Genomic DNA, 20,370 nt, shown 5'->3' with positions numbered 1-20,370 from the left:
ATTCCGGGCTCGCGCTGACGCGCGCCCCGGAATGACGAGAGGAGAGAGCAGGCTCTCAAGAGCTTTGCGGCGTTAACCTTTGCGTCGCGCGCGACCTGCGATCTCGGGCGACAATCTCGCTGCGGTGCGAGATCACAATCGATGCCTCAGTCCCAACGTCCTTGATCTCCGGGGAGCGCTGGCCGACAATGACCGCGGTTCAATAAGAAACTCCTTGGGGGAATTCGTGAATAGACCTGCCCGTGTCGCTGCCCAAGCGACATCATCCGATCAATCGCAAGGCATGACGCTGCTGCGCGATCCTCTGCTCAATAAGGGCACCGCCTTCACGGAATCCGAGCGCGAGGCGCTGGGCCTGCGCGGCCTGCTGCCGCCCTGCGTGCTGACGATGGAGACGCAAGCCCAGCGCGTGCTCACCAATCTGCGCACGCTGCCGACGGATCTGGAAAAATACGTCGCGCTGAACGCGCTGCATGACCGCAACGAAGCGCTGTTCTTCCGCGTCGTCGTCGACAATATCGACGAGATCCAGCCGATCATCTACACCCCGACCGTCGGGCTCGCCTGCCAGAAATACGGCCTGATCTTCCAGCGGCCGCGCGGCATGTTCATCTCCTCGCGCGATCGCGGCCAGATCGCCGAGATCCTGAAGAACTGGCCTTATCCGGCCAAGCTGATCGTCGTGACCGACGGCGAGCGCATCCTCGGCCTTGGCGATCTCGGCGCCAACGGCATGGGGATTCCGGTCGGCAAGCTCTCGCTCTATTCGGCCTGCGCCGGCGTGCATCCCGAGCTGTGCTTGCCGATCGTGCTCGACGTCGGCACCAACAACGAAGAGCTCTTGAACGATCCCTATTATCTCGGCCTGCGCGAGCGGCGGCTGACGGGCGAGGCCTATGACAGCTTCGTCGACGAATTCATGCAGGCCGCGCGCAAGACCTTTCCGGGCGTGCTGATCCAGTTCGAGGATTTCGCCAACCATTCGGCGTTCAAGCTGCTGCACAAATACCGGGATGAAGCCTGCGTCTTCAACGACGACATCCAGGGCACCGCGGCGGTGGCGCTCGCCGGCCTGTTCTCGGCTCTGCGCGTCTCCGGCGGCAAGCTCAGGGATCAGCGCATCCTGTTCCTCGGCGCGGGCGAGGCGGCGACCGGCATCGCCGATCTCGTGGTCTCCGCCATGATGGCGGAGGGGCTGGCGGAGGACGAAGCGCTCCGGCGCAACTGGCTGGTGGATTCCCGTGGCCTCGTCGTCGGCGGCCGCGATGGCCTGTCCGGCCACAAGCTGCGCTATGCCCACACGGACCAGGCGCCGATCGCTGATTTCCTCACCGCGATCAAGACGCTGAAGCCGACGGCGATCATCGGCGTTGCCGCGGTCGGCGGCGCCTTCACACCCGAGGTGCTCAAGGCGATGGCCGAGCTCAACGAGCAGCCGATCGTATTCGCGCTCTCCAATCCGACCTCGAAGGCCGAGTGCTCGGCGGAGGATGCCTACCGCTACACCGAGGGCCGCGCGCTGTTCGCCTGCGGCAGTCCATATGATCCGGTGACGCTCAGCGGCCGCACCTTCGTGCCGCGCCAGGGCAACAATTCCTACATCTTCCCCGGCGTCGGCCTGGGCGTCATCGCCAGCCGCTCGCGCCTCGTCACGGACGAAATGTTCATGGCGGCTGCCCACACGCTCGCCGATTGCGTCGGCAAGGAGGACCTCGCGCAGGGCAGCCTCTATCCGGCGCTGCCGCGCATCCGCGAGGTCTCGGTCCGCATCGCCGCCGCCGTCGCAGACGTCGCCTTTCAGCGCGGCCTCGCCGACGGACCCGCGCCCAACGACGTGAAGACCCTGGTCCAGTCGCAGATGTACGAGCCGCATTATTGAGGCCGCTGCGCGCCTAGAGCGGCGCGGTTATTGCGCTGACGTCTCAACATCGTCATGGCCGGGCTTGTCCCGGCCATCCACGTGTTGCCCCGCAGAACGAAGAACGTGGATGCCCGGGATAAGCCCGGGCATGACGGTCTCGCGATACCATTTCAGGTGGAATCGCCGTTGCGCGGCGCGGCCGCATATGCGACGATCTGTAGCGTTACAAGAAAACTCTATCCGCAAGGTAAGTGCCATGGACGATCGTTTGCCCGAACTGGGGGACCTCGAGCGCGAGGTCATGCAATTGGTTTGGGCCCATGGTCCCGTCACGGCCGAAATCGTGCGTGAGCGTCTGCCGCGGCGTCTGAAGGAATCCACGGTCCGCACGGTGCTGCGCCGGCTGGAAGAAAAGGGCTATGCCAACCACACCGTGGACGGCCGCACTTACGTCTACCACGCCGCCGAACCACGTGCGCGTGTGGCGGCCAAGGCAGTGCAGCGCATCGTCGACTGGTTCTGCAACGGTTCAATTGAAGAAGTTCTCGTCGGCATGGTGGACAACAAGATGCTCGACCAGCAGCAGCTGCGCACGCTGGCCGACACGGTGGCCAAGGCGAAGAAGGCGAGGGGAGTGAAGAAAGATGATCGCAACTCTGGCTGAGGCGGCGCTGCGCTCCTTCGTGCTGGGAGGCATCGTCTGGTTCGGTCTCACCCTGTTTCGCGTGCGCAATCCGCACGTCCACATGACGGCGTGGGTCGTCGTGCTGCTGGCGTCGCTGGCGATGCCCTTCGTGATGCATTGGCCGACGCTCACGATCACCCGGCCGCCTGTGCCGATGCCGGCGCCGGACGATTTTCTGCCGGCTGACCTTTCGATGCTGGAGCTGCCGCAGCCGTCGCTGCCGGTCGCATCAGGCGGGGCGATCGTTCCGCCGGCCGGAAGCGGGCTCTCGATCAATTGGTGGCTGGTGGCCACCATCATCTATGCCGGCGTCACCGCTTGCCTGCTGTTGCGGCTGATGATCGGCCTCTGCCTGACCTGGCGCATGGCACGGGCGGCGGCGCCGATGAAGGGTACGCAGCTGATCGCTGCCGACGTCCGCATCAGCCGTGACGTCGGCGGTCCCGTCACCTTCGGCTCGACCATTCTAGTGCCGCCGCAATTCGCCGGCTGGGATGCGAAGAAGCGCCTCGCCGTGCTCGCGCATGAAGGCGCGCATGCCGCCAATCGCGATTTCTACGTCCTGCTGCTGGCCTCGCTCAATCGCGCGGTGTTCTGGTTCAGCCCGTTCTCGTGGTGGCAGCTTGCGCGCCTCGCCGAGCTCGCCGAGATCATCAGCGACGCCCGGGCGATCGAGGTGATCGAAGACCGGCTGTCCTATGCGGAGATCCTGCTCGATTTTGCCAGCACCGTAAGACCGCGCTCGGTCGAGCTCGCGATGGCGCGGGCCTCGACGGTGCGCGCTCGCGTCGAGCGCATCATCGCGGCCGCCGCGATGCCGGTGGCGGTCGGCTGGCGCAAACGGTTGTCGATCGCGGCCGCGATCGTCCCCGCCGTGGTCGTGTCCGCCGGCATGATCGCCTATCGCACGCCGGACGTCGCGCCCGTCACCGCCGATCTCGGCGATGTCCCGGCCCAGCATTACCGCCCCTTCGTCAATTTCTATGCCATGGGCCCGGCCTCGGTCTTCGCCATCTTCCGCGAGGGCGACGAGCTCTACGGCCAGCTCACCGGGCAGCGCAGATTGCGTCTGACGATCGGCGGTGATGGCACGGCGTCGTACCCGGCTTCATCCGGCGAGATCAGCTTCCCGATCGACGCGGAGCGTCGTTCCTCCGAGCTGATGCTGCGCATGAACGGTCGCGACGTGCGCGCGCTTCGCGTCGCCGAGATGCCGGCATCGGCAACTGGACCCGCGCCGCTCGATCAATATGTCGGCTGGTACAGGGTTGCACCGAACCGCGTTCTCACCGTGCGCCGCGACGGCGATCGGCTTCAGGTGCAGGAAACCGTGCAGGGCCGGACGGCACTTCTCGCGGAAGGCGCCGACGTCTTCTCGATCCATGGCGACAACCTCCTGATCTTCCTGCGCGACGAACAAGCCAGGGTCTCGCGCGTGCTGGTCCAGAATGCGGTGTTTGGTGCCCGTCTCGCGCCGCGGATCGATGCGGCCGTGGCGCAGGCGATCGAGGCGGACTTCGCACGCCGTGTTGCGGAGGTGCCGGACCGTTTCCGCGAGCAGGTCCCCGTTGCGGGCGGCAAGGAGATGATCCTGCGCGGGATCGAAGATCTGCGCCGGGGCACGCCGAACTATGATCGCATGAGCGCGCCGCTGGCTGCGAAGATCCACCGTCAGCTCAACGAGACGCAGGCGACTTTCGTGGCGCTCGGCGCCCTCGAGTCGATCTTCTTTCGCGGCGTCGGCCCCGGCGGCTACGACATCTATGGCGCGAAATTCGAGAACGGCTCGGCGGAATTCCGCCTGCTGCTCGAGCCCGACGGCAAGGTCGGCGACGTGCTGTTCCGGGCCGACGGCAATGACGAACTCGGCGGTATCGTCTCCTGCGCGGACGAGGCGAGCGTGCGCGGACGCGCCGGCACTTCGCCGATCAGGATCATGGTCTATAACGAGATGGGTGATGACATCCAGATCTCCAATCTCGACGCCGACGGCAATCGCAGGACGCAGAGCGTGGTCAGGCCCAATATGTCCTGGGCTTCCACGACCTCCGTGAACAATCCCTGGGTGATTGCCGACAAGTCCGGACGATGCCTGGAGATCCTGGTGCCGGGCCGGCAGACGCGCTTCCACAATGTCGAAGCGATGAGCCTCGGTGCGCGTCCGGGGCGCGCCGCGCGCCGCGCCGTTCCGATTGCCAATGGCGAGGAGATGCTGCGCCGCTACATCGAGGGCGTCGGCAAGGGACAGCCAGACTACGACCGCATGACGTCGGAGGTGGCCGACATCACGCGTCAGCAGCTTCCGTTCGATCAGGCGATCCTGGCGCGGCTCGGCGCGCTGCGTGCCGTCTCCTTCCGCGGCGTCACAGCGCTCGACAGCGACATCTATGTCGCGCAGTTCGCCAATGGGTCGGCGGAATGGCGCATCGGCGTCAGGAACGGCACGATCACCAAGATCGCGTTGGGGCCGAATTTCTAGGGACGGCTCCGATTTCTTGAGTGCGGGGTCTCATTCTCCGATTGCCCGCTCATACCCTCGAATGCTACTATTTGTAGCATTACAATTCGTAGCTTCGAGCCGGCCTGCCTCGGCAGGCTCGAAAGAATTGGGCGTGCGCCATGAGCAATTCTGCAAAGGCCTATTGGCGTGAGTTCGCGCGTATTCTCAGGGAGGGTGCGGAGTCCAGCGAGGCCCGCGCCGGCTTTTGCCCGTCTCGCAAAGAGTGTGAACGAGCAGCTCGGATGAGACGGCGCCGGTTCATTTCACTTCTCGGGGGAGCCGCATTGGCGCCTCTCTCCGCGCTGCCAGTGTATGCGGACCCATCGGGCGCCCGCGGCGTTCCGCTTGCGCGAGACGATGGCTGGCCGGTCGGTCCCGTCAATGACGATGGGCTCGTCAATCGGGACGCGCTGTGCGAGATGGCTGATCGGCTCGCATCAAGCGATGCCAATATTCATGCCGTGCTGGTCGTCCGCAACGGCAAGCTGGCGTTCGAGCGGTACTTCAAGGGAGCCGAAGAGGTACCCGGCCATATTTACGGCCGCCTGGTGGAAACCGTCGCCTTTGATGCTGACACGCTGCATGACATGAAGTCAGTTTCGAAGAGCGTCGCGTCCCTCGCAGTCGGAATCGCGATCGATCGCGGGTTGATACGCAGCGTCGACGAACCGATCTGGAGCTTCTTCCCCGAGCTGGCCGACCTGCGCTCCCCTGAAAAGGACCGCATCCGGCTGGCGCACGTGCTGACCATGTCGATGGGTCTGAAGTGGGTCGAAGCGACGCCGGCAGCGGGGGACTACGACAACGACGAGGCGCGCATGCATATGGCATGGGATCCGTGCCGTTACGTTCTCGGTCTTCCAGTGACCGCCGCGGCGGGGCAGGAGTTCTTCTATAACACCGGCGCGCTCACGCTGGTGTCGGCTATCATCCGCAAGGCGACCGGACGTCCCCTCGACGAGTTTGCGCATGAGACGTTGTTCGAGCCTCTGGGGATCACCAGCACAGCGTGGGGTCGGTACAGGGGAGATACCGATGCCGGAGGGGGATTGCGCTTGCGACCGCGCGATATGGCCAAGATCGGCCAGCTGGTTCTTGCGGGCGGTCGCTGGAACGACCGCCAGATCGTTTCCAAGGCATGGATCGACGCCTCGACGGCAGAGAAGATCAAAGGGACGGACGATCAATCCTACGGATATCTGTGGTGGCGTGGCCAAGCGCGGCTCAATCACGGGAAGGTCAACTGGATCGGCGCGCTTGGTCGCGGCGGGCAGTCGATCCGCATCGTCCCGGAGCTCGATCTCGTCGTCGCGGTGACCGCGGGTTACTATCAGGACTACAGCCCGCAAGCGTTTCGATTGCAATTCGGCGTATTCCGGGACGTGTTGCGCGCGATCCCGCCTCCGGCCTGAGCTGGGCCGCCGCCTCTGGGAGGCAGTCTCTGTCCCGATTCAGGACAGGCACTGTGGTGGAATCGTCACAGCTGGCGTGAAACGGCCGCGGCCCCAGGTCCGCTTTTGTTCCGACAAGGTTCTGCCCTCATTCCCCACCGAAAATCCGGCCGTTCGGAGGGGCGTACCATGTCTCGCATTGCACGTGCCGAAACTGCCCGGATTTCCCTCGCAACCTCGTGCCGGCTGCTGCTCACCATTGCCGGCGCCGCCTCGCTCGCCGCCTGCGCGCAATCGCCGGTCGGCCGTCAGAAGGCCGATCTCGCCGCGACCGGCCGGCAGGCCGCGGTGGAACGCCCGCACCGGGTGGCGGCGCTGCATCCACGGCCGATCAGCCGGCCGCGCGCCTCTGGCGGTGACGCAAAACAGGCAGCTTCGCGTGGCGTTGCCAGCTTCTACTCGGACACGGAGACCGCGAGCGGCGAGAAGTTCGACAAGAACGAATTGACCGCGGCCCATCCCACCCTGCCGTTCGGCACCAAGCTGCGCGTCACCGATACCTCCTCGGGCCGCTTCGTCACCGTCAGGGTCAACGATCGCGGGCCCTATGTTCGCGGGCGCGTGGTCGATATCTCCCCTTCCGCGGCCGAGGCGCTCGGCATGGTCGACAAGGGCATCACCAATGTCCGGCTCGACGTCGTGCAATGAGCCTCAAGCCCATCGCAGCGCTTAACCGGCTGTTAGCTGCTCTGTCGCACCATGGCTGTCCAACAATTCGGGGCTTTGGGGGAGGCGGCGCTTGAACACGATCCAGTATCTCGAAGATCAGGCCGCGCGCGCCGAGCGGCTGGCCAAACGGATCACGGATACGCTGACGATCGAAAAGCTGCTGACCTTCGCCGGCGAGCGCCGCCGCGAGATCGAGGTCATCGCCGGCAAGCACCGGCGCGCCTAACTCTGCGAACCACGCGCTAAGCGCATCCGCTCTTGCTTCCCTATCTGCGCAATTGAGACAACGCCCGCTCAGCGGTGGGTCTCGACGAAGTCGCTGAGATAATCGGGCAGCTCGATGCCGTAAATCTCGCAGCGCGCACGAATCTCGCCGGCGACGTCGGTCGAGATGTCCTTCATCCAATGCTCAAGCGTATTGAACGAAATCACCTTGATCGGGTCGTTGAAGCATCCGGCGACAAGCTCGCCGATGGTGGCTTCGAGATCGCTACGCTCAATGCGGATTTCGGTCGCCTCGTCGCGGCGATCGATCACCACGAAGAGGGTCTCGTCTGCGCCGTAGGGTACGATCGGTGATGATACGTCGGCGTCAAACATCTGAGGCGCTCACGTCTTTGCTTCCGATCCCTAACAACGGGAAAAGCCGGAAGAAGGTTCCTGCTCGCGTGCTTGTGAAGGCCGTCAGAGAAATTCTCTTAAGCGTGATAGCTCGATGACGTGCTCGGGCGAGAGGATTTCGGTGACGAGCGGTGGCTGCGCCACGGTGCGGATCTCGTAGAGGTGCCGGGTTGCCGCAGGCTTCTGCATGAAGGCCGAGATACACTCGTCGAGCGTGCCTTCACTCACTTGATAGGAGTCTCTGTCCGGCCTTCGCTGGTTTGCCAGCGATGGCCATTTATGCAGCACCGCAAGCGCGCCGAAATCGACTTTTGAATCTCCGGCCACGTCCCCCATCATCCTGCCTCACACAAAAAACGACCCCAGCACACGGGTTCGCGTGCCGGGGTCTACACACCTGTCGCTGCATCTCAATGCCACGAAAACTCAACGCGGCAGCCGGGAAAAGGTTCCCGGCGGCGTTGTGCCGCTTCAGCTCGCGGCGGCCGCGATTCTGTGCTCCGGGCTGTCATGGCCCTTGCTGCCCTCGTCGCCGCGGCTGACCTCCGGCAGCCCCGCGAAGCGCCGCAAAGCCCCGGCCATCTGCGCCCGGCCTGGCACGCCGGTGATCACCACGTCCACCATCGCAAAGGACGAGTGGAAATGGCCGCGCGCACGGAGCTGCTCGACCGGGACGCCGGCGGCGGCCATCGCCTCGGCATAGGCGGCGCCCTCGTCGCGTAACGGATCGAACTCGCAGGTGACGACAAAGGCCGGCGGCAGGCCGGCGACCTTGCCGCGGAGTGGCGAGACGCGCGGGTCGGTGCGGTCGGCCGGCGAGCAGTACAGGTCCCAGAACCAATACATCAGCGAGCGCGTCAGGAAGTAGCCGGTCGCATTGTCGTTGTAGGACGGACGATCGAAGGTGCAGTCGGTGACCGGGCAGACCAGGAGCTGGCCGGCGATGTCAGGCCCGCCGCGGTCGCGCGCAAGCTGGCAGGTGACGGCGGCGATGTTGCCGCCGGCGCTCCAGCCTGCGACCAGCACCGGGCCCGGCGTGCCGCCGAGCTCGGCGGCGTGCTCGGCGATCCAGCGCGTCGCCGCATAACCGTCCTCGGCCGCGGTGGGGAAGCGGTGCTCCGGCGCATGGCGATAGCCGACGCTGACGAAGATCATGCCGGTCCGCCGCACCATGTCGCGGCAGAACGGCTCGTCCGACTGCTCGTCACCGAGCACCCAGCCGCCGCCGTGGAAATAGACCACGATCGGATGCGGTCCTGCTGTTGCGGGCTTGTAGACGCGGTAAGGCAGGTCGCCGTCGGTAACTGGCAGAGTGCCGTCGACGATGTCGCCGATCGGCCGCCCCGCAGGCCGGCCCTTGTTGAACTCGTTGACGAAGGCACGTGCGCCGAGCGCGCCCATCGACTCGATCGGCGGCAGGTTCAGCGACACGAGCAGGTTCAGCACCAGCCGCACGTCCGGCTGCAGGCGCACCACTTCGCCGTCATTGCATTGCGCGGCGCTGTTGGGGCCGGTGAGCCTGAAGCCGAGCATGCCGCGGCTGACCACCTCGTCGCAGATGCTGCGATAGGGGCCGACGCCGCCGGTATAGGGCATCAAGCCCTGGACCTTGCCGGGCACGTTGGCGCCCGTGTACCAGGTGTTGGCGAGCCGGTGCAGCGTCAGCATCGAACAGTCGGCCATGTGCCGGCCCCATGCGGCCTGCGCCGTCTCGGTCGGCTCGATCGTGTTGAAACCGGCATCGCGCAGCGCGGCAAGGCGATCGACGACCCAGTCGACATGCTGCTCGATCGACACCGCCATGTTCGACAGCACCGACGGGCTGCCGGGGCCGGTGATCATGAAGAAGTTCGGGAAGCCTTCGACCGTGAGGCCGAGATAGGTCTGCGGTCCCTGCGCCCAGACGTCGGAGAGCGACCTGCCGCCCCGCCCGGTGATCGGATACACGGCACGGATCGCGCCGGTCATGGCGTCGAAACCGGTCGCGAACACGATGATGTCGAGATCGAAGCTGCGGCCGTTCGTGGAGATGCCGCTCGCGGTGATCGCCTTGATCGGCTCCTCGCGCAGATTGACCAGCGTGACGTTCGGCCGGTTGTAGGTGGCGTAGTAGTTGGTATCGAGGCAGGGACGCTTGGCGCCGAAGGGATGATCGTGCGGCGTCAGCGCCGCAGCGGTTTCGGGGTCGTTGACGGCGGCGCGGATCTTCTCGCGGATCAGGTCCTGGACGATCTTGTTGCCGTCGACATCGACGGCCTGGTCGGCCCAGAGCTGCGTCAGGATGTGGACGAGGTCGCCGGCTGCCCAGGCGCGTTCGAACCGCTCGCGACGCTCGGCATCGCTCAATTGCCAGCTCACGACGGTCTGCTGCGGGTAGGGGACGCCGGCCATCGACTGGCGCGCCTGCTCGCGATAGGCCGCGCGATCGCCTTGCAGCAGGCTCATGCGGTCTGCTGGCGCCGGACCATTGTGTGCAGGCAGCGCGAAATTCGGCGTGCGCTGGAACACAGTCAGATGCGCGGCCTGCTCGGCGATCAGCGGGATCGACTGGATGGCCGACGAGCCCGTGCCGATCACAGCGACGCGTTTTCCCGCGAGATTGACGCCGTCATGCGGCCAGCGTCCGGTGAAATAGATCTCCCCCTTGAAGTCCTTGACGCCGTCGATCTCCGGCGGCTTTGGCGCGGAGAGGCAGCCGGTGGCCATGATGTAGTGGCGGCAGGAGACCGGCGCGCCGTTATCGGTCGTGAGCTGCCAGCGCTCCGTCGCCTCGTCCCATTTGGCTTCGGTCACCTTGGTCTTGAAGCGGATGTCGCGCCTGAGGTCATAGCGATCGGCGACGAAGCCGAGATAGCGAAGGATTTCGGGCTGGGTCGCGTATTTCTCCGACCAGGTCCAGGCGGTCTCGAGATCCGGATCGAAGGTGTAGCTGTAATCGATGGTCTGGATGTCGCAGCGCGCGCCGGGATAGCGGTTCCAGTACCAGGTGCCGCCGACGTCGCCGGCCTCATCGAGGGCGATCGCCTTGAAGCCGGCCTTGCGCAGGCGATGCAGGAGATAGAGCCCGGCAAATCCGGCGCCCACCACGGCGACGTCGACCTGCTGGGCTGTCCCGCCCGCCGCTTGGGATTCACGTGCGGCGACCATTGCGTCAGGCATGGCATTCCTCCCGTGTATTTGTTTTGCCGGCAGGCTATCGCTGCAGGTTCGGCTTGTCATCAGGACAAGTGCAATCTTCGGTAGTCGTTTGCGGCGGCATCGTGGCCGCGGGAAGGTTATGGCGATACACGCACCGCGATGCACAATCGCCGGGATTGTCCGGGCTAATCAGACCACATCCTTCTGTGTATGCTTGCGCTTACAAGCCACGCGTACCGACCGGGCGTCATGACAGAGTTGAGCGAGCGAACCAAAGCGAACATGGACGTCGTCCTGGAGGAGACGTGCCGCCAATTGCCACATGGCGGCGATCACGACAGCCGCAGATTCATCGCCGAGCGCCTGATCGAGGCGGCACAGTCAGGGCACTCCACGCTCGGTGAGCTCGGCATCATCGCGCGCCGCGCGCTGGCGGAGCTCCTCGCCAAGAGTGGTTAGGTCGCAGGCGCGATTGAGCCAAGCGTCTGGCCGCATCGAAGGTGCGCTCCCTCGCCCCGCGCTTACGGGGCCGCGACGAGCTTCGCTCGCGCTGGGAGGTAAGACCTAGCTTGCCTCGCTGGCGGCCGCGGACGTAACCTGCTGGAACCGTTCCGCGCATCGAGATACTCCGAAGATGCGATCCGTGCTCGCGCTTGTTGCGGCTTCCATTGTCCTGTGTGGCGTCGGCTCGGCCGTGGCACAGCCGGTCGGACAGTTTCCATTTGCGCTGACGCGTGAAGGACAGATGCTTGGCGCCGTCGAAGGCGAGGTGGCCTCCTTCAAGGGGCTGGCTTACGCGGCGCCGCCGGTCGGTGCGCTGCGCTGGCGCCCGCCGCAGCCGACGGCCGAGAGTTCGGAGATGCACACCGCCTACGACTACGGCGCGCCGTGCCTTCAACCGTCGCTGCCGGCCGCGCGCGAGGATTGCCTCACGCTGAACGTGTTTCGTCCCTTCGGGGTCGATGGTCCGTTGCCGGTGATGATGTTCATCCATGGCGGCGCCTTCGTCACGGGCACCGCGAACGATGCGGTGTTCGACGGCGCCAGGCTGGCACAGGCCGGCCTCATCGTCGTCACCGTGAATTATCGCCTCGGTGTGCTCGGCTGGCTCACTCACCCGGCGCTGTCGGAGGGCGGCTCCGGCAATTACGGCCTGATGGACCAGATTGCGGCGCTGCATTGGGTGCAGGACAATATCGCGGCATTCGGCGGCGATCCAAACAACGTCACTCTGTTCGGCAACGGCGCAGGCGCGACATCGATCGCACTGCTGATGCTGTGCCGGCAGGCGCGCGGTTTATTCCAGAAAGCCATTTTGCAATCGGTGCCCGGCCGCGCAGCTCTGCACTCGCCGCAGGAGGCGGAGGTCGTGAGCGCGTATTTCGCCGCTGGCCTCGCTTCCGAGCCGGATTTGCGGGCGGTCCCGCCGGCACGATTGCTGGCTGCCGAAGATCGCCTGCTGGCGAAGTTCGCGCGCGCCTTTGTGCCGGTCATGGATGGGAGCCTGGTGACGGAGAACATCGCTGCGGGATTCACGGCGGGGCACGAGAGCCGCATTCCCCTCATCATCGGCTCGAATGACGACGAGACGGGTTTCGGCGATGAACTCGACGACCAAGACGATCTTGCATCATCGGGCCGCACGATCGATGGGCTGCGCGAGCTCTATCCCAACCTTTTGAAACCTTCGGAGCTGAAAGCTCGGTTCTATACCGACAAGGTCTTCTCCGAGCCGGTCAGACTGCTGGCCCGTCTTCACGCGGCCACGGGCGCGCCGACCTTTCGCTATCGCTTTGGCTATGTGCCCGAGGCGCGGCGCGCAAATCCCGATCGTGGGCACGGACGCGAGTTGCAGTTCATTTTCGGTGCGGAAGGCGTGCCCGGTGCAGGAATCTTCTCGCGAGGCGATCGCGAGGTCGCGAGCCGCATGCGCGGCTACTGGATCAACTTTGCAAGAAGCGGCGATCCCAATGGTCCCGGTTTGCCCCATTGGGACGCGGCCGCAGAGCGTGATCGCCTACTGCTGATCACCGACGACCGCATCGCGAGCGGAGACGACCCCTTCACGGAGCGTCTCGATCGGATGGCAGGTGAGGGCAGGAAATGAGTTGGATTATGCCGCGAGCTCGACGCGCGGCGCCGGGCTCAGCCGGTCTTCTTCCAGATAGTCGATCGCGCCGTCCTTTTCGACGGCGTAGAACTGCTGGCCTTCCCGCGACTTGAAGGCGGCGCGAACGACGCCGCGGCGGCCCTTGTCACTGTTGACGACGTCCCCCAGCGCAAACTTCCTCATCTTCCGTCCTCGTCTTCTGGCCGACTGCTTCGGCCACGCCGGAGATTTTGGAAGCCAAATCGTTAACGGCTTGCTAACCATGCCAGTTTGCCTATGCTCGCCGCCGATCGCGCGGGCAGCTCGCACGCGCCTGTTGCCAACGAGACACGAGCCTATGACGCGACTTCCGACCTTGTTCCTGTCGCATGGTGGCGGCCCCTGGCCGTTCATGGAGGACAGGCGGGTGCAATATGCGAAGACCGCCGCGGAGTTCGGCCGGCTGCCGCAGCTGCTCCCCGAAAGGCCGAAGGCTGTGCTCGTCATCACCGGACATTGGGAGGCCGACGCCTTCACCGTGTCGACCTCGGCGCATCCGCCGATGGTGTACGACTATTACGGTTCCCCCGAGCATACCTATCACCTCAAATATCCGGCGCCGGGCCAGCCCGCGCTTGCCGCAGAGGTGAAGGCGCTGCTCGCGCGCGCCGGCCTCGATTGTCGGGAGGATCCCAATCAGGGTTTTGACCACGGCACCTTCGTGCCGATCGGCCTGATGTATCCGAACGCGGACATGCCGATCGTGCTGTTGTCGCTGAAGTCGAGCTATGACGCGGCCGAGCACGTCAAAGTGGGGGAGGCGATCGCGCCCTTGCGCGACCAAGGCATTCTGATCGTCGGCAGCGGGCTGACCTATCACAACATGCGCGGCTTCAATCGACCGGAGTCGAAGCCGGTCTCGTACGATTTCGAGGCCTATCTGAACGAGGCCATCAGCACACCGGATGCGGCGTGCCGCAATGCCATGCTGGTCGACTGGGAGAACGCACCGAGCGCGCGCCTTGCGCATCCGCGCGAGGACCATCTGCTGCCGCTGATGGTCGCAGCCGGTGCCGCCGGCAGCGATTTCGGCCGCCGCGTCTTCGTCGACGAGGTCGCGGGCGTGGCGATGGCGTCGTATGTGTTTGGTGCGTGACTTTTCTCCCCCACCCCGCTTGCGGGGAGAGGGTCGGGGTGAGGGGGAGTCTCCGCGAGCGAGGTGAGAGTTGGATTCGTGGAGAGTCCCTCTCACCCGGAATCCGCGCTGCGCGCGAATTCCGACCTCTCCCCGCAAGCTGGGAGAGGTGAAGGGCAGCTCATCCGTATTTCAGCTTCATGAACAGGATGCCGCCGGCGAGCAGCATGGTGATGGCGTTGGCGGCGACCAACGGGGCGTCGCCAGAGAGCAGGCCGTAGAGCAGCCAGAGCGCCAAGCCCAGCACCATGACCAGGAACATGCCGAGTGAGATGTCGCGCGCCGAGCGGGTTTTCCAGACCTTGATGAATTGCGGCGCGTAGGCGACGGTGGTGCAGGTGGCGGCGGCAAAGCCGAGCAGCTTGATCACGAAGGGGTCCATGCCGGGCTCTATAGCATGGATTCGACAATGGCCATGCCTAGAGTCCCGTTCCGATGAAATCGGAACGGGACTCTAGATTCTAGTTTTGACGCGTTTTCTTCACGCGAACCGGCATCCACTTCGCTCGAAAACGCTCTACGTGCGGCGCGCCGCCATGAGGTTGCGGTAGAGCGCGGCGTAGTCGCCGGCGCGGTTGCGCCAGGAGACGTCGGTCGCAAGGCCGCTTCGTTGCAGCCGGCGCCAGGTCAGCTTGTCGTGGAAGGTGGTATTGGCCTTGCGCAGCGTGCCGGCGAGGGCGTCCGCCGTCACGGGGCCGAACTTGAAGCCGGTGGCATCGTGGCCGGACGCGTCGGCCTCGCCGATGTCGACGATGGTATCCTCGAGGCCGCCGACACGTGACACGATTGGGACAGCGCCATAGCGCAGCGCGCAGAGCTGGGTCAGGCCGCATGGCTCGAAGCGCGACGGCACGATCAGCGCGTCCGAGCCGGCCTGGATCAGATGCGCCAAGATCTCGTCATAGCCGATCACGACTCCGATCCGGCCGCGATTGGCGCGTGCGGCGGCCTGGTAACCGTCCTGGAGATCGCGATCGCCGCTGCCGAGCAGCGCGAGCTGCATGCCTTGGTCCAAAATGGTCGGAATGGCTTCGAGCAGGAGATCGAGCCCCTTCTGCCAGGACAGGCGGCTGATGACGCCGAGCAATGGCGCCTCGTCCGAGGAATCGAGATTGAACTGCTGTTGAAGCGCCGCCTTGTTCGCGGCCCGAAAGGTGAGGTCTTCCGCGCCGAAGCGGTAGGCGATGTGCGGATCGGTTTGCGGATTCCACACGGAAATGTCGATGCCGTTGAGGATGCCGCTGAGCACGCCCGCGCGTGCACGTAGCAAGCCGCCGAGCCCCATGCCGCCTTCGTCGCTCTGGATCTCCCGCGCGTAGGTCGGCGACACCGTGGTAATGCGATCGGCGAATTGCAGGCCCGCCTTTAAAAAGCTGATGCCGCCGAAATATTCGATTTCGTTGACGTTGAGGGAGTGCCAGGGCAGGCCGATCGCACCGATCAGCTCAGGGGCAAACTTACCCTGATAGGCCATGTTGTGAATGGTCATCACGGTGCCGGGCCGCGGCCGGTTATCATAGTGCAGATAGGCCGGCGCGAGCCCCGCCTGCCAATCGTGGGCGTGCACGATGTCGGGCACGAAGGCAGGCACGAGGCCGTGACCGATATCGGCGGCGACGCGCGAAAGCGCGGCGAAGCGCACGCCATTGTCCGGCCAGTCGACACCCTCGCTGGTGACGTAGGGGTTACCGGGCCGCGCGTAGAGATGCGGCACGTCGAGCACGAACAGATCGAGGCCGTCGTGCGAGCCCGCGAGCAGCCGGCCCGGCCCGCCGAAATAATCCGGCCAGCGCCGGATTTCCTCCGCGCCGGCGAGCATCCGTGTCACGTCGGAATAACCGGGCATCAGGGTGCGCATCTCGACGCCATGCGCCTTCAGTGCAACCGGCAGCGCGCCGGCGACATCCGCGAGGCCGCCGGTCTTGACGATGGGATAGACTTCAGAAGCGACCGCGAGGACGCGAACAGGTGTCATGTATTCAGCTTGTCGATCATCGGCTGGGTGATCAGCGAGATGCCCTGCTCGGTGGTGCGGAAGCGCTTGGCGTCGAACTCGGGATCTTCGCCGACGACGAGGCCCTCGGGGATGTCGACGCCGCGGTCGATCACGACGTTCTTCAGGCGAGCGCCGCGGCCGACATTGACATAGGGCATGATCACGGCGTTCTCGACATTGGCGTAGGAGTTGACCCGCACGCCGGTGAACAGCAGCGCGCGGCGCAGTGCGGCGCCGGAGATGATGCAGCCGCCCGAGACCAGCGAGCTCACGGCCTGACCGCGCCGGCTCTCCTCGTCGTGGACGAATTTGGCCGGCGGCGTGATCTCCGCATAGGACCAGATCGGCCAGGCGCGGTCAAACAGATCGAGTTCCGGCACGACATCGGTGAGATCGATATTGGCGGACCAATAGGCGTCGACGGTGCCGACGTCGCGCCAATAGGCGCCGTTGTGGCTGCTGGAGCGCACGCACGAAGTCGAGAACTGGTGCGCGAACGCGCGGCCGTTCTTGACGAGGTATGGAATGATGTCTCTGCCGAAATCGTGGTTCGAGTTCGGGTCCTCGGCGTCGCGCTTGAGCTGGTCGAACAGGAATTTCGCGTTGAAGACGTAGATGCCCATGCTGGCGAGCGAGACGTCCGGCTTGCCGGGCATCGGCGGCGGATCTTTCGGCTTCTCCAGGAACGAATGGATCCAGCCTTTCTCGTCGATATGCATGATGCCAAAGCCCGAAGATTCCGCGCGCGGCATCTCGAGGCAACCCACCGTGACGTCGGCGCCGCTCTCGACATGCTCGCGCAGCATCACCTCGTAGTCCATCTTATAGATGTGGTCGCCGGCCAGCACCACGATGAAGCGGCAGGCGTGGGATTCGATGATGTCGATGTTCTGGTAGACGGCGTCCGCCGTGCCGACATACCACATGTTCTCGGAGACGCGCTGGCTGGCCGGGAGAATGTCAAAACTCTCGTTTCGCTCCGGGCGGAAGAAGTTCCAGCCCATCTGAAGGTGCCGGATCAGGCTGTGCGCTTTGTATTGGGTCGCGACCGCGATACGGCGGATGCCCGAGTTCACCGCGTTCGACAGCGCGAAGTCGATGATGCGGGACTTGCCGCCAAAATAGACCGCCGGCTTGGCGCGCCGGTCGGTCAGCTCCAAAAGCCGGCTGCCGCGTCCACCGGCGAGGACGAACGCCAACGCTTGGCGGGCAAGCGGTTCATTACCGACGGCACTCATGTCATCCTCCCACACTCTGGCATGCCGGGCTTTTTGTCGCGAGAAGCCCCGCGGTCCCGCGCTCATTGGAACCGATAGTAACGGTACGAATAGTAAATCGGGAAGTGGGTTGTTGGTTGCGCGCAACGGGAAGCTTAATGCTTTGCCTTGATGTCTTTGCCGTGGCCGAAGTGCTACAGCGTCGCGCCGCTGTCACATCGGGCGGAGCAGATCGTTGGGCCTCACGTGCCGGCGACCATTTCGCAGCTGGGTGTGAACGGGACTTGTGCGCCGCACGCAAAGTCCGGGCTTTGACTTGGCGCTTTGACTTGGCGCAAGGATGTCCGATCATGGTGTTGCGATCCTTTTTCAAGCGAAACGTCAGACAGGGAGTAGGACGATGAGGATCTGGAAAACGGCAATTGCCTGTTCGCTGGCCGGCGTGGTCATGGCCGGCCAAATCGAGCAGGCTGCGGCGGGTCCGATGCCGACCAACGTCGCGACCATGAAGGCCGCGGCCGGTGATGATGTCGCGCAGGTGCATTGGCGCGGCGGCTGGGGATGGGGCCTCGGTGGCCTCGCGGCTGGCGCGATCATCGGCGGCGCCATCGCCAGCGGCGCGCCGTACGGCTATGGCTATTATGGCGGCCCATATTACGGCGGCTATGGATATCCGGGATACGGCTATGGTTATGCGCCGGCCTATTACGGCTACGGGCCGGCCTACGCCTATCCGCGGTACTATGGCTATCGCCGGTACTATCGGCCTTATTATGGCTATCGGCCGTATCCGCGTCCGTACTACCGTGCCTATTGGTGATTTCACGCGGCTAAAGCGAAAGCCACACGATCAGGCTCATGCAGGCCAGATGCGCGAGCACGATCGCGGCGAGATGCAGCGGGCCTGGCTTAGGCGAAGGCCGCGCATCTCGCCGCCCTTTGCCTTGCTGGATTTGCCTATTGCCGCGAACACAGTGCGCTCCCTCTCCCGCTTGCGGGGGGGGGTCGGGGTGGGGGTGTCTCCACGGACGAGAACCCCCAGAGGAGAAAGCCCTCACCCGGCGCGCTGCGCCGACCTCTCCCGCAAGCGGGAGAGGTTGAGCGAGCTCGCGGCGCAGTCCGAAGGCATTCCAACCGCCGTGCCACAGAACTGGCTCTCGCGCGCAAAGATCCGCATCGCGCCGATCGACGATGGCGTGGTCGCGGACGAGCAGAGCACGATCGACCTCTACTTCCGCTGGGGCCTGATCAAGCAGAAGCTGGATGCCGCGGAGATCGTGGACCGTTCGTTCGCCGAAGCAATCGCGAAGGCGGGATTGTAGCGCAGCCTCTCGTGTCCCGGACGCGGCGCAGCGTGAAACGCTGCTCCGCAGAGCCGGGACCCATGCCGCACAGAATGCTCTCTCGGTTGGATAGGCCCCGGCTCAGCAGCGCATCGCTGAAGAAGCGCTGCGCTGCGTCCGGGGCACGAAACCTCACGAAGTTCTCAAGCATCCGTGAGTCGAGACACTGCTTCCATGGTACTCGCATTCCTCGACGTTTTCCTTCTTCGTTCTTCACGTCTGACAACATCGTCATTGCTATTTGCACCTGCTCCCTTGCACCCCGCGGCTCCGCGGCAAAAATCAATCCGACGACCACATCGGGAGACCGGCCATGGGCCTGCAAGAAACAAAAATCGAATCGCTTCCCTTCGTCACTGCCGAACTCAACTATCTCGCACCGACATCAGCCAAACCGCGTACCTACGCCTTCGATCCGCCCCCGGGCGAGCCCAAGAGCACGGCGCTTGCCGAGCCGCATCAGGTCCCGATCTTTGACGCGCGGCTGATTGCGCAGAACTTCTCGCTCGATCGCGAAGGCTTTGCGCTGGTGCGCCATCCGACGCAGGTGAAGGATTTTTACAACGACGAGGAAATTCGCGCCGTCCACTATCCCGCCGTCGAGGCGTTCCTGCGGGCGATGCTGAAGGCCGATCGTGTCGTCATCTTCGATCATACCGTGCGCAAGCGCGTCGAAGGCGCCGCCGACATTCGTGGTGGCGGCCCGCGCCAGCCGGCGACGCGCGTGCATGTCGACCAGACCGGCGTCTCCGGCGCCAATCGCGTGCGCGAGCACTTGCCTGACGAAGCCGAAGAGTTGCTGAAGGGGCGCGTGCAGGTGATCAATCTGTGGCGGCCGATCCGCGGCCCCTTGCGCGATTCACCGTTGGCGATGGCCGACGGCACGACGGTTGCGCCCGATGATCTCGTGGCCTCCGATTTGATCTATCCCAATCGCCGCGGCGAGACCTATTCGGTGAAGTACAATCCGAACCACCGCTGGTTCTATTTCCCCGAGATGACGCCGGACGAGGCGCTGCTGCTCAAGTGTTATGACTCCGCAACCGACGGCCGCACGCGGTTCGGGCCGCACACGGCCTTCGTCGATCCGACCTCACCGCGAGATGCCGCCCCGCGCGAGAGCATCGAGGTGCGCACGTTGGTGTTTCACAATCGGTAACAAAGTGTGATGGCACTGCCGGGCACCGCCCGGCAGTCTTTTGGGAACCTTGGGGAACAAAGCGACGTTGGCAGCGCCGGGCAGGGGTAACCGGGAGGGTGCCGTGCAAGCGCAGACGACGCTATTGATATCTCTTGCCAGCTTTTTGCTTTTTGCCTTTTCCGTTGCCCGCGCCGAAAGCGGGCTTGCTTCGTACTACGGATATGGAAAGGCAGGTAAAGGTGGCGAGCTGACATGCGCGCACCGGACGCGTCCTTTCGGCACCGTGCTGAGGGTATCCTTCAGCGGACGAACGATTCAGTGCCGCGTCAACGATCGTGGCCCGTTCATCCGCGGCCGCATCGTCGATCTCTCGGTGCCCGCCGCCCGCGCACTGGGCATGATGAGCGCCGGCGTGGTGCGGGTCTCGGTGGATTAGGCCGGCAAGCGGGCTATAGTGCCACCCA

The 20,370-nt window shown here is 64.7% G+C and carries 19 protein-coding genes and 1 pseudogene; 13 read left to right on the top strand and 7 right to left on the bottom strand.

Going from position 1 to position 20,370, the window contains the following annotated elements:
* The first annotated feature begins 226 nt into the window (after nt 1-226).
* The 6 genes from XH85_RS37515 (at nt 227) to XH85_RS45605 (ending at nt 7,392) form a co-directional block, all read left to right on the top strand.
* Complete coding sequence (locus tag XH85_RS37515; protein WP_276485054.1) at nt 227-1,879, top strand: NAD-dependent malic enzyme; 1,653 nt, start codon at nt 227-229, stop codon at nt 1,877-1,879.
* Nucleotides 1,880-2,117: 238 nt separating this feature from the next.
* On the top strand, nt 2,118-2,525 hold the full coding sequence (locus XH85_RS37510) for a BlaI/MecI/CopY family transcriptional regulator (RefSeq protein ID WP_128935939.1): 408 nt from the start codon (nt 2,118-2,120) through the stop codon (nt 2,523-2,525).
* Nucleotides 2,506-5,025: a M56 family metallopeptidase gene (locus XH85_RS37505; RefSeq protein ID WP_128935938.1), complete on the top strand. Its 2,520-nt coding sequence runs from the start codon at nt 2,506-2,508 to the stop codon at nt 5,023-5,025. The genes XH85_RS37510 and XH85_RS37505 overlap by 20 nt, the downstream gene beginning before the upstream one ends.
* Nucleotides 5,026-5,165: 140 nt before the next feature.
* On the top strand, nt 5,166-6,458 hold the full coding sequence (locus XH85_RS37500) for a serine hydrolase domain-containing protein (RefSeq protein ID WP_245473530.1): 1,293 nt from the start codon (nt 5,166-5,168) through the stop codon (nt 6,456-6,458).
* A 168-nt stretch (nt 6,459-6,626) separates the two neighbouring features.
* The gene (locus XH85_RS37495; protein WP_128935937.1) at nt 6,627-7,145 is read left to right on the top strand and encodes a septal ring lytic transglycosylase RlpA family protein; all 519 of its coding nucleotides are present in this window, start codon (nt 6,627-6,629) and stop codon (nt 7,143-7,145) included.
* 91 nt (nt 7,146-7,236) lie between these two features.
* Nucleotides 7,237-7,392 (top strand): hypothetical protein, encoded by a 156-nt coding sequence (locus tag XH85_RS45605; RefSeq protein WP_164934324.1) that lies wholly within the window; start codon nt 7,237-7,239, stop codon nt 7,390-7,392.
* 68 nt (nt 7,393-7,460) lie between these two features.
* On the opposite strand, the gene XH85_RS37490 is transcribed toward XH85_RS45605, so the two are convergent.
* The 3 genes from XH85_RS37490 to XH85_RS37480 form a co-directional block, all read right to left on the bottom strand.
* A complete protein-coding gene (locus XH85_RS37490) occupies nt 7,461-7,766 on the bottom strand; it encodes a hypothetical protein (RefSeq protein ID WP_128935936.1) in 306 nt (101 codons plus the stop codon).
* Nucleotides 7,767-7,850: 84 nt separating this feature from the next.
* Nucleotides 7,851-8,123 carry a hypothetical protein gene (locus XH85_RS37485; RefSeq protein WP_128937565.1) on the bottom strand — a complete coding sequence of 91 codons (273 nt, stop codon included), beginning with the start codon at nt 8,121-8,123 and terminating at the stop codon, nt 7,851-7,853.
* Nucleotides 8,124-8,258: 135 nt separating this feature from the next.
* Complete coding sequence (locus tag XH85_RS37480; RefSeq protein ID WP_128935935.1) at nt 8,259-10,946, bottom strand: flavin-containing monooxygenase; 2,688 nt, start codon at nt 10,944-10,946, stop codon at nt 8,259-8,261.
* Nucleotides 10,947-11,135: 189 nt separating this feature from the next.
* Here XH85_RS37480 and XH85_RS37475 point away from each other — a divergent pair, with 189 nt between their 5' ends.
* Together XH85_RS37475 and XH85_RS37470 are read left to right on the top strand one after the other, a co-directional pair.
* On the top strand, nt 11,136-11,384 hold the full coding sequence (locus XH85_RS37475; protein ID WP_128935934.1) for a hypothetical protein: 249 nt from the start codon (nt 11,136-11,138) through the stop codon (nt 11,382-11,384).
* 175 nt (nt 11,385-11,559) lie between these two features.
* Nucleotides 11,560-13,032, top strand: a complete 1,473-nt coding sequence (locus XH85_RS37470; RefSeq protein ID WP_128935933.1) for a carboxylesterase/lipase family protein — start codon at nt 11,560-11,562, stop codon at nt 13,030-13,032.
* A gap of 6 nt (nt 13,033-13,038) precedes the next feature.
* Here XH85_RS37470 and XH85_RS37465 read toward each other — a convergent pair whose 3' ends face one another.
* A complete protein-coding gene (locus XH85_RS37465; RefSeq protein ID WP_027572935.1) occupies nt 13,039-13,218 on the bottom strand; it encodes a hypothetical protein in 180 nt (59 codons plus the stop codon).
* A gap of 154 nt (nt 13,219-13,372) precedes the next feature.
* On the opposite strand from XH85_RS37465, the gene XH85_RS37460 reads away from it, so the two are divergent.
* The gene (locus tag XH85_RS37460) at nt 13,373-14,170 is read left to right on the top strand and encodes a DODA-type extradiol aromatic ring-opening family dioxygenase (protein ID WP_128935932.1); all 798 of its coding nucleotides are present in this window, start codon (nt 13,373-13,375) and stop codon (nt 14,168-14,170) included.
* A 160-nt stretch (nt 14,171-14,330) separates the two neighbouring features.
* On the opposite strand, the gene XH85_RS37455 is transcribed toward XH85_RS37460, so the two are convergent.
* From XH85_RS37455 to glgC, 3 genes are all read right to left on the bottom strand, one after another.
* Nucleotides 14,331-14,591, bottom strand: a complete 261-nt coding sequence (locus XH85_RS37455; RefSeq protein WP_091878893.1) for a SemiSWEET transporter — start codon at nt 14,589-14,591, stop codon at nt 14,331-14,333.
* A 135-nt stretch (nt 14,592-14,726) separates the two neighbouring features.
* The gene (gene glgA / locus XH85_RS37445) at nt 14,727-16,184 is read right to left on the bottom strand and encodes a glycogen synthase GlgA (RefSeq protein WP_128935930.1); all 1,458 of its coding nucleotides are present in this window, start codon (nt 16,182-16,184) and stop codon (nt 14,727-14,729) included.
* The gene (gene glgC, locus XH85_RS37440; RefSeq protein ID WP_128935929.1) at nt 16,181-17,443 is read right to left on the bottom strand and encodes a glucose-1-phosphate adenylyltransferase; all 1,263 of its coding nucleotides are present in this window, start codon (nt 17,441-17,443) and stop codon (nt 16,181-16,183) included. The genes glgA and glgC overlap by 4 nt, the downstream gene beginning before the upstream one ends.
* A gap of 379 nt (nt 17,444-17,822) precedes the next feature.
* Here glgC and XH85_RS37435 point away from each other — a divergent pair, with 379 nt between their 5' ends.
* From XH85_RS37435 to XH85_RS37415, 4 genes and pseudogenes are all read left to right on the top strand, one after another.
* A complete protein-coding gene (locus tag XH85_RS37435; protein WP_128935928.1) occupies nt 17,823-18,242 on the top strand; it encodes a hypothetical protein in 420 nt (139 codons plus the stop codon).
* A gap of 307 nt (nt 18,243-18,549) precedes the next feature.
* Nucleotides 18,550-18,744: pseudogene (locus XH85_RS37425) on the top strand (ABC transporter substrate-binding protein); the annotation flags it as partial.
* Between the two features lie 334 nt (nt 18,745-19,078).
* Entirely contained in the window at nt 19,079-19,924 is an 846-nt protein-coding gene (locus XH85_RS37420; protein WP_128935927.1) for a CmcJ/NvfI family oxidoreductase, read from the top strand.
* A gap of 103 nt (nt 19,925-20,027) precedes the next feature.
* Nucleotides 20,028-20,342 carry a septal ring lytic transglycosylase RlpA family protein gene (locus tag XH85_RS37415; RefSeq protein ID WP_128935926.1) on the top strand — a complete coding sequence of 105 codons (315 nt, stop codon included), beginning with the start codon at nt 20,028-20,030 and terminating at the stop codon, nt 20,340-20,342.
* Nucleotides 20,343-20,370 lie beyond the last annotated feature (28 nt).

It is taken from the genome of Bradyrhizobium zhanjiangense (assembly GCF_004114935.1).
Lineage (GTDB): Bacteria > Pseudomonadota > Alphaproteobacteria > Rhizobiales > Xanthobacteraceae > Bradyrhizobium > Bradyrhizobium zhanjiangense.
The sequence above is the reverse complement of the archived record's forward strand: the minus strand, read 5'-3'. Positions and strand labels throughout refer to the sequence as shown.